At 75.1% G+C, this 12,637-nt stretch carries 12 protein-coding genes and 1 pseudogene; 6 read left to right on the top strand and 7 right to left on the bottom strand.

Annotated features, from left to right (window positions below):
* Positions 1–23 precede the first annotated feature (23 nt).
* Entirely contained in the window at positions 24–752 is a 729-nt protein-coding gene (locus RKE29_RS21815) for a hypothetical protein (RefSeq protein ID WP_312007227.1), read from the bottom strand.
* Positions 753–1,110: 358 nt separating this feature from the next.
* Here RKE29_RS21815 and RKE29_RS21810 point away from each other — a divergent pair, with 358 nt between their 5' ends.
* The 6 genes from RKE29_RS21810 to RKE29_RS21785 all read left to right on the top strand — a co-directional run bounded on the left by RKE29_RS21810 (position 1,111) and on the right by RKE29_RS21785 (position 5,838).
* The gene (locus tag RKE29_RS21810) at positions 1,111–2,169 is read left to right on the top strand and encodes a CoA ester lyase (RefSeq protein WP_312007226.1); all 1,059 of its coding nucleotides are present in this window, start codon (positions 1,111–1,113) and stop codon (positions 2,167–2,169) included.
* Entirely contained in the window at positions 2,166–3,398 is a 1,233-nt protein-coding gene (locus tag RKE29_RS21805; protein WP_312007225.1) for an aminotransferase class I/II-fold pyridoxal phosphate-dependent enzyme, read from the top strand. The genes RKE29_RS21810 and RKE29_RS21805 overlap by 4 nt, the downstream gene beginning before the upstream one ends.
* 35 nt (positions 3,399–3,433) lie before the next feature.
* Complete coding sequence (locus RKE29_RS21800) at positions 3,434–4,099, top strand: MaoC family dehydratase (protein ID WP_312007224.1); 666 nt, start codon at positions 3,434–3,436, stop codon at positions 4,097–4,099.
* Positions 4,100–4,107: 8 nt separating this feature from the next.
* Entirely contained in the window at positions 4,108–5,055 is a 948-nt protein-coding gene (locus tag RKE29_RS21795) for a zinc-binding dehydrogenase (protein WP_312007223.1), read from the top strand.
* A gap of 148 nt (positions 5,056–5,203) precedes the next feature.
* Positions 5,204–5,461, top strand: a complete 258-nt coding sequence (locus RKE29_RS21790; RefSeq protein WP_312007228.1) for a hypothetical protein — start codon at positions 5,204–5,206, stop codon at positions 5,459–5,461.
* Positions 5,458–5,838: a hypothetical protein gene (locus RKE29_RS21785; protein WP_312007222.1), complete on the top strand. Its 381-nt coding sequence runs from the start codon at positions 5,458–5,460 to the stop codon at positions 5,836–5,838. Before RKE29_RS21790 ends, RKE29_RS21785 begins: the two co-directional genes overlap by 4 nt.
* An 86-nt stretch (positions 5,839–5,924) precedes the next feature.
* Here RKE29_RS21785 and RKE29_RS21780 read toward each other — a convergent pair whose 3' ends face one another.
* The 6 genes and pseudogenes from RKE29_RS21780 to RKE29_RS21755 form a co-directional block, all read right to left on the bottom strand.
* Entirely contained in the window at positions 5,925–6,506 is a 582-nt protein-coding gene (locus RKE29_RS21780) for a GNAT family N-acetyltransferase (protein WP_312007221.1), read from the bottom strand.
* Complete coding sequence (locus tag RKE29_RS21775; protein WP_312007220.1) at positions 6,503–8,605, bottom strand: penicillin acylase family protein; 2,103 nt, start codon at positions 8,603–8,605, stop codon at positions 6,503–6,505. Before RKE29_RS21775 ends, RKE29_RS21780 begins: the two co-directional genes overlap by 4 nt.
* A gap of 70 nt (positions 8,606–8,675) precedes the next feature.
* A complete protein-coding gene (locus RKE29_RS21770) occupies positions 8,676–10,163 on the bottom strand; it encodes an MFS transporter (RefSeq protein WP_312007219.1) in 1,488 nt (495 codons plus the stop codon).
* 80 nt (positions 10,164–10,243) lie between these two features.
* On the bottom strand, positions 10,244–10,927 hold the full coding sequence (locus RKE29_RS21765; RefSeq protein ID WP_312007218.1) for a hemerythrin domain-containing protein: 684 nt from the start codon (positions 10,925–10,927) through the stop codon (positions 10,244–10,246).
* Positions 10,928–11,102: 175 nt separating this feature from the next.
* On the bottom strand, positions 11,103–12,020 hold the full coding sequence (gene sigJ, locus RKE29_RS21760; protein WP_312007217.1) for an RNA polymerase sigma factor SigJ: 918 nt from the start codon (positions 12,018–12,020) through the stop codon (positions 11,103–11,105).
* Positions 12,021–12,306: 286 nt separating this feature from the next.
* Positions 12,307–12,637, bottom strand: a pseudogene (locus tag RKE29_RS21755) (hypothetical protein); the annotation flags it as partial.

Raw genomic sequence — 12,637 nt, 5'->3', positions numbered from 1 at the left:
GCCACCTTCATGAAAGCCCGAGGTTAACCGAGCGCGAGCGGGGCCGTGGCGGCCACCGCGGCGGTCAGGGCCAGGACCAGGGCGGCCAGGGCCACGATGAGGCGGTGCTGGCGGCGCTGGCGGTCCAGCAGGTCCGCCACCAGCCGCTCCCGTACGAAGAACCACGGCGCGTCCTCGGGCCGGAACGCGGCGGTACCCGGATAGGGCACCGCGACCCCGGCGGACGCGCAGGGTCTGGGTCTGTGCCGGGCCGCCGCGCCCGGTGCGGCGCCGGACCGGGCGCGGGTGGGGGCGGGGGTGCCCGCCGACTCGGGTCCGGGCGGCGTCTCCGGTCCGGTCGGCGCTTCCGGTCCGGGTGGTGCATCGGGTCCGGGCGCCGTGCCGGGGCTGCCTGCCGTCTGGGGTCCAGTCCCCGGTTCCGGTCCCGGCCCCGGTCCGGTCGCCGCACGCGCGGTGGGGCGGGAGGCCGCCCCGGCCCCCGAACCGCCGCCCTCCCCGCCGCCGTCCGCCAGCGTCGCCGCCACGTCGTGCCAGCGCCGCCGCCACTCCCCGACGTCGCCGCCGCAGCCCCGTACGTACGCGGTCGTCACCGCCAGGCTCGGCAGTTTGCGGCCGCCCGCCGCGACCGACAGGCTCGCCGCCGAGCTGTGCGCGCGCAGCGCGAGTTGGCGGTAGGTCGGGCTGCCCGCCGTCTCGCGCAGCAGGCGGAGGTCGGCGGCGAAGCGCAGCAGGGGGGAGTCCCCGTCGTCCAAGGGCCGTTCCTGGCGTGGCACTGGAACCCCTTTCCCGGCCGCGGCGCGTTTACCGGGCCGACGGATTGTGCGACACGTACGCGGCCGCATGGCGGGCCATGGGCGGTTACCGAAACGCTAACCATCGCGCTTCGCCGGGCGGCATTGCGGAATCCGCCATTTCTCCGGTCGGGGGATTAGGTGGGTTGTCGCACGGATTGTGCCGCCCTTGATTGTTCGGGTTGATCGAGATTGGTGTTCGACGCATCTGGCCGGGGGTTGAACAACGGAACATCCGGTAGTCATGGGGCTGCGGGGTACGGAACACCGCGCGCCGCCCGCCTTCCGGCTTCGCGCCGCCCCCCGTCGAAAGATCGCCATGAGGTATTCGCGGTACTGCCGTTCCCTGCTGTCCACACCGGCCACCGAAGTGCACCGCTACACCAGCAGTCACCAATCCGGCGCCGACATCGCCATGGTGGACCTGGAGGATTCCATTCCGCCGCACCGGAAGGAGGAGGCGCGGCGGCGGGCCACGGCCTTCTTCTCGGTCTCCCCGCATTCCTCCGCCCCCGTCCCGCCGTCCGCGGAGTCGCGGGTGGTGCCGGTTGCCGAGGGGGCCCACGCGCCGTCGCCCGCGGTGTCCCGTACGGCGCCGCTGCGGGCCGTACGGATCAACGCCGTCGGCGAACCCGACGGCCTGCGCGACCTGCTCGCCCTGCGCGACTACCCCGTCAAGCCCGACCTCGTGCTGATTCCCAAGGCCGAGTCGCCCCGCGATGTCGAGCTCGCCGCCCAGGTGCTGGGCGCGGCGTGCCCGCGCACGGAGTTCTTCGCCGTGATCGAGACGCCGCGCGGGCTGCGCAACGCGGCCGCCGTCGCCGCCGTCGCCGCGCCGCTGCGCGCGCTCGTCTTCGGGTCGGCGGACTACGCGTTCGCCGTGGGAGCGCGCCTGTCGTGGGACGCGCTGGCGTACGCGCGGGCCGCGCTGGTCGCGGATGCGCGGGCGGCGGGCGTGGAGGTGATGGACGCGCCGCTGTTCGAGGTGTTCGACGAGGCCGCGCTGCGCCGCGAGGCCGGGCGCGCCCGCGACCTCGGCTTCAGCGGGAAGATCGCGATCCACCCGGGGCAGGTCCCCGTCATCAACGAGACCTTCTCCCCGGACGCCCGGCAACTCGACCACGCCCGCCGGGTGGTGGCGGCGGGCCCGGGCAGCGGCCGGGGAACGGCGGTGGTCGACGGCGTCATGGTCGGCCCGCCCTCCTTCGCGGCGTCGCAGCGGCTGATCGAGGAGTACGGGCCCCGGCCCGCAGCCGCCGAGCGGAAGGGGACACAGGCGGCACAGCCAGATCAAGCACGGCCAGATCGAGCACAGCCAGATCAACGAGAAGAGCGAGCACACGGACGACAAGCCGCAGGGAAGGACGAGGAGCGATGACGGAAAGCCCCCCACTCGGCGTCACCGGACCCCGCAACCACCGCAACAACGCGAAAATGCTCCAGACCGCCGACCCCGTGTGGCAGTCCGCCGCCGACGCGGGCCTGATCGGCATTCAGGTCGACAGCCCGCAGGCCAACAACCGGCTCGTCGTACGGGAGACCGGGCACGAGTTCCTGAACATGTGCTCCTGCTCCTACCTCGGCCTCAACTACCACCCGCACGTCCTGCAAGGTGCGATCGACGCGATTCAGGAAGCCCAGGCCACCTCGCTCGTGATGTCCACCACCCGCATCCGCCACAACCTCCTGGTGCGGATGGAGCAGGAACTGGGCGACCTGTTCGGCGCGTACGTCCTGCCCGGCGCCTCGTGCAGCGCGCTCACCGCCGGAATCCTGCCGCTCATCGCCTCCGGGCACCTCAGCGACGGCGAACCGCGCGTGATGGTCTTCGACCGCTTCTGCCACTTCTGCATGGCGTACGCGAAACCGGTGTGCGCCGACGAGACGCTGGTGCTGACCTGCGGGCACAACGACCTGAACTACCTGGAGGAGGTCTGCCGCACCTATCCGCGGGTCGCCTACGTCGCCGACGGCGCGTACTCCATGGGCGGCGCGGCCGAGCTGGCCGGGCTCGCCGAACTCCAGGACCGGTACGGCCTGTTCGTCTACGTGGACGACTCGCACTCGCTGTCCATTCTCGGCGAGCACGGCGAGGGCTTCGTCCGCTCCCGGCTGGAGATGAACGAGCTGACCGTCATCGTCTCCAGCCTGGGCAAGGCGTTCGGCACCGGAGGCGGCATCGCGATGCTCGGCAGCCGCGCCCAGTTCGCGTTCCTGCACCGGCACGCCGGGCCCGTCGGCTGGTCGCAGAACATGTCGCTGCCGCTGGTCGGCGCCTCCCTCGCCAGCGCCGCCCTGCACCGCTCGCCCCTGCTCCCCGAACTCCAGAAGCGGCTCCGCGAGAACATCGAGTACTTCGACCGCGCCTATCCCACGCCGTTCGCCGGAAACGGCCTGCCGGTGCGCCGGATCACCGTGGGCGACGCCGACCGCGCCGTACGGCTGTCCGCCGAGATGTACCGGCGCGGCTTCTACACCTCCGCCGTCTTCTTCCCCATCGTGCCCAAGGGCGAGGCCGGGCTGCGCATCATGATCCGCGCCGATCTCACCCGGGAGAAGATCGACGAGTTCGTCGGCAGTGTCAGGGACGTCGTGCCCACCCTCTGAATCCGCCCGCCGCCCGGAGAGGACCGGCAGCAGACATGGCAGAAGACACGGCACAGACACGGGATACGGCGCAGGGCCGCACGCCGCCGACCGGGTACGAGACCGTCGGCGACCGGCGGTACCGGGAGGTCGTCGGCTTCCACTACGAGGAGTTCACGGTCGGCGACGTGATCGAGCACCGGCCCGGCCGGACCGTCACCGAGATGGACAACGTGCTGATGAGCATGCTGTCGATGAACGACGCCCCGCTGCACATCGACGCCGCCTACTGCGCGGACCTGCCCTGGGGCCGCCCGCTGGTCTCCAGCCTGGTGACGCTCAGCATCGTCGGCGGCATGACCGCGCGCAGCACCAGCGGCCGGGCCCTGGCGAACCTCGGCTGGGACCACATCCGGCTGCCGAACCCGGTCTTCCCCGGCGACACGCTCTACGCGGAGAGCGAGGTGCTGGCCAAGCGGCTGTCCCGCAGCCGCCCGGGCGAGGGCATCGTGACGTGCCGTACGACGGGCACCAAGGCGACCGGCGAGGTGGTGCTGGTGTACGAGCGCAGCTTCCTGGTGCCGTGCCGCGCCCGGCCCCGGCCCGCACCCGATTCCCGGCCCGCCGCCGAGTCCCCGCCTACCGCCGAGTCCCGGCCCGTCACCGGCCCGGCCGCCGCGTCCCCGCCCGCCGCGCGCAGTGGCTCCGCGCGGCCGCGGTGAGGCGCGCGGTGAGCCGTACGATGCGCGCCGCCGTGATCCACCGCTTCGGCGGCCCTGAGGTGCTGCGCGCCGAGTCCGTGCCCGAACCCGTCGCGGGCGAGGGCGAGTCGGTGATCGACGTCCGCCTCGCCGGGCTGAACTACGCCGATCTGGAGATCCGCGCCGGGACGTACGACCCGCCGCCGCTGCCCGCCGTCCTCGGCGCCGACGTGGTGGGGCGGCGGCGGTCCGACGGGCGGCGCGTGGCCGCCCTGCTGCGGCACGGCGGCGGCTACGCCCAGGTCGCCGTAGCGCGCGACGAGCACACCGTGGAGGTGCCTGAGGACGTGACCGACGCGCAGGCGCTGTGCCTGCTCGAACAGGGCTGTACGGCGCACAGCGCGCTGGCGACGGTGGGGCGGCTGCGCGCGGGCGAGTCGGTCGCGGTGTCGTCGGCGGCCGGGGGAGTGGGCCACCTGGCCGTCCAACTGGCCCGGGCGGCAGGGGCGTCCACGGTGGTGGGCCTGGCGTCGACGCCCGCCAAGCGGGACTTCGTACGGTCGCTCGGCGCGGACCACGCGGTGGGACTGCCGGAGGAGGTACGGGAGGCCGTACCCGGCGGTGTGGACCTGTACGTCGACTCCCTCGGCGGCCCGTACCTGCCCGCGGCCCTCGCGGCCCTGGCCCCCTTCGGCCGCGTGGTCAGCGTCGGCTGGCGCGCGGAGGCGCCCGCGCCGGTGGCCCTGGGCGACCTGATCGAGCGGTCGGTGGGCCTGCACGGCGTGTGGATGCGGCACGTCCTGCTCGCCCCGGGCCTCCTCGCCCGCACCGCCGACCACCTCTTCGCCCTGGCCCGCAAGGGCCTGCTGACCGGCCACGTCGACCGGGTCGTACCGCTGGCGGAGGTGGGCCGCGCGCACGCGGCGGTGGCGGCGCGGCAGACGGCGGGGAAGGTGCTGGTGGACGTGCACGGCTGAGGGCCGACCGGGGCCGGGCCCCGGAACGGGCCGTAGGGGCGCGGCGCGGCACGGTTTCCGGAGGGCAGGCTCGGCACGCCGTGGCGGGAACGGTCCGCGGATACGGGTACGTACCCGTATTCTTTCTTGAATGGAGGGGAGAACCACCGTGTCCGACGCCAACGTCCGTATTCCCGCCGACGCCCGTGACCGCCTGGCGGAGATAGCGGCGGCCGAGGGGCTGTCCCTGCGCGCCTACCTGGCCCGTCTCGCCGAGACCCTGCTCACCCCTGCCGAGCGGGCCGAGCGGGCGGAGCGGGCCCGGGAGATGCTGCGGGACTGGAACGGCTACGACCCGAACGAGGCCGAGCAGTCCGAGCTGGACGCCGAGCTCGACCGGCGCCTGGCCCGGCCGGAAGCCGCGTGAACGACCCGCTGCACGTGATCCTCGACGACGCCGCCATGGTGGCCGCCGGGCGCGGCAACGTCCTGGCCTCTCGTCTGATCCACCGGTCGCACGCCGAGCCGGACTGGTTCCTGTACGCCACGGTGTGCGCGCTGGTGGAGGCCGAGCGCTCCCGGCCGGGAACAGCCGAACACATCGCCGCGCTGCCGGGCATCACCGTGCTCGACCTGGACCTGCCCGCCGCACTGGCGGTAGCGGGCGAGAGCACGTGGTCGGCCGCGCACACCCAGTACGCCGCCCAGCCGGGACCGAGCCGCCCCGACGGCGCCGTAATCGCCACCACCGAACCCGAGGCGTGGAAAGGACGGCCGGTCCGCGTCCTCGATCTCAGCCCCTGACCCCGGCCACCGCGCGCCACGGCGGAAGGGAAGCGGCAGGGAAGAAGAGGCCCGGCGCGCCGGGCCGAAGCGGCGCGACCGGACCCTCAGCCCCGCCGCAGGAACAGCAGCCGGGCCCGCTTGGCCGGGATGCGGACCTCGGGCAGGGTCACCTCCGGCAGGGTGACCTCCGGGCCCGGCTCGAAGCCTGTGCGCAGCAGCCGCTCGATCGCCTTCACGTTCCGTACGTCCGGCTCCGCCACGATGCGCCGCCGCGCCGGGTCCGCCCAGAGGAACCCGGTGACCGCCGACAGCACGGCGGCCGTGAAGCCCCGGCGACCGGCGCCCCGCGCGGGGCCCACCATGATGTGGGCGCCGACGTCGCCGGGCTGCGGCTCGTACACCTCGCAGACCCGGTCCTGCGTCGGCTCGTACGTCTGGAGGAGTGCGACCGGATCACTGTGCAAGCGCACCAAGTAGGCGTGGTGCGTGGTCAGCGTGTCCAGGTGCGCGTACGCCGCCTCGATGTCGGCGCGGGTCGCCTCCCGCATGCCCCAGAAGCGGGCGCGTTCCTCCGTGGCCCAGGCGTGGATCAGGGCGGCGTCCCGGGGCGGGTCCACCGGGACGACGCGCAACGGGCCCAGACCCGCGGCCGGGTGTTCGTACAGCGCGGGGGATTCGGGGGTCATGGGGTCTCCTCGGTCAGTTCGTCCCAGTCCGTGACCACCGGGATCAGCTCGCCCCGCAGCCACAGCGCCAGCTGGTCCCGGTAGTGGGCGTCGCCCGGCACGCCCGACGCGCCCAGCGGGACCACCCACAGGCTGTCCTCCCGGCGCGCCAGGTCCCACACGTACCGGGCCGCCGGGCCGCGCGGGCAGCGGTCGGTGACGCCGGGGACGCTCATCGCCGACAGGACGCAGTCGTGGTCGCCCGCCACTCCCGGCCAGTCGGGCGCCTCTTCCGCTGGCAGCGCCTGCCACGGCGCCAGCCGGTGGACCTCGCCCCACGGCGGCAGCGACCGGTGGACGGCGGCCACCTCCTCCAGCGCCGCGCGGACCGTCTCGGGCCGGTCGAGGCCCGGCACGTGACGGGTCGTCAGCAGTGGCTCCAGCGCGAAGGCGACCCGGGGGACCAGGGCCAGCCAGGGTGCGAAGACGTCCGGGTACCCGGACCCCGCCGCCGGGTCCGCCGAGCTCGGGAGGTCCGCCAGGCCCGTCAGCGACGGCAGGGACGCCACCCGCCGCACCACCGCCGAGCGGACCGCCGCGTACGCCGTCGCCTCCCTGCTGTCCGCGTCCATGCGGCGGTCCCAGCCCAGCAGCCGCTCCCGCAGCCGCCGCGCCTCCGCGGACAGGCCGGGGTCCGCGGACAGGCCGGGGCCCTCCGGCAGGCCCGCCACCAGGTCCAGCAGCGCCGCCGCCGACGGCAGGCAGGTGTCGGTGTGGATCGCGGCCATGCCCTTGCCCGACCACGTCGCCGACTCCGCCAGCAGCCGCCGGATGCGCCGCTCCCGGTGCGGCGGCGCGAACTCCACGCCCAGCGGCCCGGCCGTCCCGCGCGCGTTGGCCATCACCGCCACGCCGTCCACCTCCGCGCGCGGCAGCGGGTCGTGCCAGCCGCGCCACGCGTGGCCGGGCTCCCAGGCCGGTACGGGCCGCAGGCGGGCCCGCCGCGAGCGCAGCGGCACCCGTCCGGCGACCCGGTGCAGCAGGCCGCCGTCGGCGTCGGCGGCCTGGACGACGTTGACCGGTTCGATCCACGACTCCAGCGCCCGGTCCACGTCCGCGACCGTACGGGCACGCAGCAGCGCGGGCAGGGCGGCGAAGCCCAGATCGGCGTACGCGCGTGGCGGGTGGCGCAGGCTCAGGCCCGTACCGGAGTCCGGGTCTCCGGCCACCAGCGGGCCCCGGTCGGTCTCCACGACCTCGACGGCCACCGGCGCCGCGCCCGCCACCTCGATCGTCTCCACGTGCGCGGCCGCCGGGCGCCAGCCGTCCGGGCCCAGGGCCTGAACGCCCGTACCCCGGCGGCGCAGCCGTTCGCGGTACAGGTCCTGGCAGTCGGCCATCGCGTTGGTGACCGCCCAGGCGACGCGGCCGGTGTGCCCGAAGTGCGGCAGGCCCGGCACGCCGGGCACGGCCAGGCCCACCGCGTCGTACTCCGGGCAGGCGAGCCGGATCTGCTGGTAGACGCCGGGCGCCTCGATGAAGCGGTGCGGGTCGCCCGCGAGCAGCGGCGCGCCGGTGGCGGTGCGGTCGCCGGGCACGAGCCAGCCGTTGCTGCCCGGCGTGCCGGGCCCGTCGGCGGCGAACAGCCCGGCGGCCTCCTCGCCCAGGTGGCGGGCCACCTCGTCGCGCCACAGCTTGGTGGGGAAGCCGGTGAACAGGATGTGCGCGGACAGCCACACGGCCAGCGGGGTCCACGGCCGCCACCGGCCCGGCGCCAGGCCCACCCGGCCGAACTCCGGCGAGCGCCGGGCCCCTTCGGCGAGCCCGGCGGTGACCCCGTCCGCGTACGCCGCCAGCCACGCGTTCGTGTCGGCGTCCAGGGCGCCGAGGCAGCGCCGGGCGGTGTCCGCCAGCCTCGCCCGCCGGGCGAACCGGTCCCAGCCGACGGCCTGCGCGCCCAGGAAGGCGGCGGTGCTGCCCTGGGCGCGGTGCCGTTCGACCTCGATCTGCCAGGCCCGGTCCAGGGCGGTGGTGTGGCCCTGCGCGTAGGCGAGTTCGTACGGGCTGTCGGCGCGCAGGTGCGGGATGCCCCAGCCGTCGCGGTACACCTGGAAGCTCACGGCCACCCCGCCCTGCGTCGACGTCAATTTAGGTTTGGCTAACCTAACTTATCGTACGGGTCCCGGGGCATCACCGGGCCACCGGCTCCGGGCGCCGCTCCGCCTCCGGCCGCGCCTCCTCCCCGCGCGTGTTCGTCGCCCGCAGTCCGATCACGGCCGCCGCCAGCAGGAAGACGCTGGCCGCCAGCAGCGCCCGGTGGAAACCCGAGGTCAGCGCGTGGGCCGGGTCGGCGTGGTGGGCCAGCAGGTGGTTCGTACGGGCCGTCGCGACCGCCGAGAAGATCGCGAGCCCCAGCGCGCCGCCGATCTGCTGCGCCGCGTTCAGCAGCGCGGCGGCCAGGCCCGCCCGGTCCGCCGGGACTCCGGCGTTCGCCGCCGTGGTGATGGCCACGAACACCGCGCCGAGCCCGAGCGACATGATCGTCAGACCGGGCAGCAGGTCCGATACGTACGAGCCGTCGACGGGGATGCGGGAGAGCAGGTAGACGCCGGCGGCGGCGACCAGGCACCCGGCGACGATGACCGGCCGCGTGCCCACGCGTGCGAACAGTTTGGACGCGACACCCGCCGCGAGCCCCACGCCCACGCACACCGGCAGGTAGGCCAGGCCCGTCTCGATCTCCGTGAAGCCCAGCACGTTCTGCATGTAGAGGGTCAGGAAGAAGAACATCGACAGGAAGCCCGCCACGCCGATGAGCTGCGTCGCGTCCGCCGCCGCCAGGCCCTTCACGCGGAAGATCGACAGCGGTACGAGCGGGTCGCGGGCGGAGCGCTCGTTGACCAGGAAGGCGGCCAGCAGCGCCGCCGCCCCGGCCAGCCCGCCGACCGTACGGACCGACCCCCAGCCCTCGTCCGGCGCCTCCACCAGCGCGTACACCAGTAGCAGCATGCCCGCGCAGGACAGCAGCGCGCCGCGCACGTCGAAGGACGCGGGCCGGGCCGGGGGCCGCTCGCCGGGGATCAGCCGGAACACGGCGAACAGGATCAGCACGCACACCGGCGGGTTGACGAACATCACCCACCGCCAGCCCGGCCCCTCGGTCAGCACCCCGCCGAGCAGCACCCCGGCCGCCGACGCCAGCCCGGCCGTACCGCCCCACGCGCCCAGCGCCTTGTGCCGGTCGGTGCCCTGGTGGAATGTCGTGGTCAGGATCGACAGCGCGGCGGGCAGCATCAGCGCCGCGCCCGCCCCTTGTACGAGGCGCCCGGCGACGAGCGTGCCCGCGTTCGTGGCCATGCCCCCGCCCAGCGAGGCCACGGCGAACAGGACCGTCCCCGCCACCAGCACCCGGCGGCGGCCGAGCAGGTCCGAGGCCCGGCCGCCCAGCAGCATGAAGCCGCCGTAGGTGAGCAGGTAGCCGCTGGAGACCCACTGGAGGCTCTGGACGGAGAAGTCGAGGTCGCGCTGGATGGCGGGCAGGGCGATGGTGACGATCGACGCGTCGACGAAGTCGAGGAAGGCGACCGCGCAGAGCAGGACGAGGACGAGCTTGCCGCGCGCGGTGGCGAGGGCGGACGGGGAGTCGGGGTGGGGCGGTCGTAGGGCGGTGGCGGACATGGGGGCCTCCTGGGCGAGGGGTCGGTGGGCCGCGTTCCGCTCAGGGGCGGCGGTACGCGGCCGGGACGGTCGGTCGGTGCTCAGCTGCCGGAACGGCGGTAACGCGGAGTCCACACCCGGCGGTTGAGCAGCCGCGCCGGAGCCGGGAGCCTGGCCTGCACCGCCGCCTGGGTGGCCGCGGGCGCCCCGTCCAGCAGCCACGGCAGATACGTGCTCGCCCCGCGCAGCCCCTGCGTCCGGCGCATCGAACGCTCGAAGGCCGCCCACCCCGCCGCGCCCAGATGCCGCTCGATCAGCGGCAGCGCGGCGCGCTCCTCGTGGCGCATGTGCTCCGTAAGGTTGGCCGTCAGCACGCCCAGCAGGTCGGCCACGGCGGCCGCGTCCCGCGCGGCCAGCGCCGCCTCGACACGGTCGAGCAGCGGGTCGAGGCCCAGGTGCTCGCGCTCCATGTCGTCCAGGACCGCCAGGTCGGCCAGCCCGCCCGCGGTGGCCAGCCGCTCGCGCAGCGGCGGCCACAGGGCGGTGTCCTCGGTCGTGTGGTGCAGGTGGAGCTGGCGGGTGAAGCCGCGCCAGCTGTCCATGCCGCGCGGGGTGAGGATCCGGTCGTGCCCGCAGGCGTGCCGCAGCCGCCGCAGATGGCGGGTGAAGGCGTCGTGCGCGGCGAACATCATGGTGAAGTCGACGGCTCCGGCCAGCTGCGGGGCACGCGCGGGCCACTGTCCGGCGTCGGGGGTCGAGGCGTCGAGGGTCGGGTGGTCGGACATGAGGTCACTCCGTGGGTCGGGGTACGTACGGCACGTACGAGCCGTAGGGGAAGGCGGTGGGCGTACGACGGCGCTGACGGACGACGGCGCTGACGGACGACGGACGGGCGGCGACGCGGGGGGCGGCCCGCGCCACACCGGGCCGGGAGGCCGCCGCCGCGAGGCCGTCGGGGGGTCACGCCTCCGGCTGGGACAGGTTCCTGAGCTTGGCCCGGTCGGCGATCACGTCGATACGGACGATCCGGTCGGCCACGACCGTGAAGCCCACGACCCCGGCCGGACGCGCCGGATCGCCGACCAGGATTCCCGGCCCGCCGTTGACCGTGACCGGCCTGGCCTTGGCCAGGAACCGCCGCGCGTTGGCCGCCGTGAACCCGCTGACCGCGTCCGCCCCGGCCACCGACTGCGACGGCACCCGGCTGAGCGGCCCCCGGTCGATGTGCACGGTGACCTCCGGGTCGAGCACGTCCAGCAGCCCCCCGAAGTCGCCTTCCCGCGCGGCGGCCAGGAAGGCGTCCACCACGCGGCGCTGCCGGGGCAGGTCGGCGTCGGGACGCGGCGCCTGCTGGACCCGGCGTCGCGCGCGGCTGGCGAGCTGCCGGGCCGCCTCCGGGGTGCGGCCCACGACGTGCGCGATCTCGTCGTACGGCACGCCGAACACGTCGTGCAGCACGAACGCCAGGCGCTCCGCCGGGTTCAGCGTCTCCAGCACCACCAGCAGCGCCAGCCCGATCGAGTCGGCGGCGATGGCGTGCTGCTCGGGGTCGTCGGCGTCCTCGTGCCGGACGATCGGCTGCGGCAGCCAGACGCCCGGGTAGTCCTCGCGGCGGTTGCGGCGGGCGCGCAGCATGTCCAGGCAGATCCGGCCGACGACCGTGGTCAGCCAGGCCCGCAGGTCGTTGATGCCCGCGTCGTCACTGCGCGACAGCCGCAGCCACGCCTCCTGCACGGCGTCCTCGGCCTCGGCCCGCGAGCCCAGCATGCTGTACGCGACCACCCGCAGATGAGGCCGCCAGCCCTCGAACCGGTCCGCCAGCCACCCGGCGCCGTCGGCGTCACCGCCGCCGCTCGGAGGTGGCTGGTTCCCACTCATCGTCTCCATACCGTACAGACGCCCGCCACGGCGGAAACGTGACGAGCGCGGGCCCGCCCGCCACCGGCCTGCTCCGCCGTTGGGCCCGCCCCCTGCCGACCCACTTCGGCGAGTGGGCCGCTCGACCGGTCCGGGCGTGGGGGTGGCCCGGCCCGCGCCGCACCTCCACCGGACAGGAGGCCGGTGGGTGGTACGGGCGGGCCGGGCCGAGGGGCGGGCGGGCTGGCCCTGGCCATGCCCGGCGCGGGGGATCGCCGGAAAGGGGCCAGCCGTGTCCGCCCCGGTCTCAGGAGGCCGAAGGCGGCAGGAGGGGTACGCCTCTGACGTGGTGGCAGCGTTGTCCGGCGCGGGCTTCGGAGAGTTTGACGCGTCGTGCGGCGCCGCAGGTGGTGCAGCGGCAGGACCAGGCGACCGAGGCCCGGCCGGGGTAGGTCTCGATGGGCTCGTACCCGGCCTCCAGCATCTCCGCCGTGGCTTGGGCGGGGGTGACGGGCGGGTGGCGCCGCCGGTCCCGGCCCGGCCGCCCCGCGCTCGTCTCCGGGGGTACCGGTACGGGCTCGGACTGGCCGGTCAGGTCGTCGCCGCCGGGGAGGGGCGCGGGCCCGCCGACCAGCAGG

It is taken from the genome of Streptomyces sp. B1866 (genome assembly GCF_031932565.1).
Lineage (GTDB): Bacteria > Actinomycetota > Actinomycetes > Streptomycetales > Streptomycetaceae > Streptomyces.
This window is presented reverse-complemented; position numbering and strand designations above follow the sequence as displayed.

What these genes read in the sequence shown, in the direction of transcription:
- RKE29_RS21810 (WP_312007226.1), top strand. Translation starts at nt 1,111, where the DNA reads ATGAGGTATTCGCGGTACTGCCGTTCCCTGCTGTCCACACCGGCCACC.
- RKE29_RS21805 (WP_312007225.1), top strand. Translation starts at nt 2,166, where the DNA reads ATGACGGAAAGCCCCCCACTCGGCGTCACCGGACCCCGCAACCACCGC.
- RKE29_RS21800 (WP_312007224.1), top strand. Translation starts at nt 3,434, where the DNA reads ATGGCAGAAGACACGGCACAGACACGGGATACGGCGCAGGGCCGCACG.
- RKE29_RS21780 (WP_312007221.1), bottom strand. Translation starts at nt 6,506, where the DNA reads ATGACCCCCGAATCCCCCGCGCTGTACGAACACCCGGCCGCGGGTCTG.
- RKE29_RS21770 (WP_312007219.1), bottom strand. Translation starts at nt 10,163, where the DNA reads ATGTCCGCCACCGCCCTACGACCGCCCCACCCCGACTCCCCGTCCGCC.
- RKE29_RS21765 (WP_312007218.1), bottom strand. Translation starts at nt 10,927, where the DNA reads ATGTCCGACCACCCGACCCTCGACGCCTCGACCCCCGACGCCGGACAG.
- sigJ (WP_312007217.1), bottom strand. Translation starts at nt 12,020, where the DNA reads ATGAGTGGGAACCAGCCACCTCCGAGCGGCGGCGGTGACGCCGACGGC.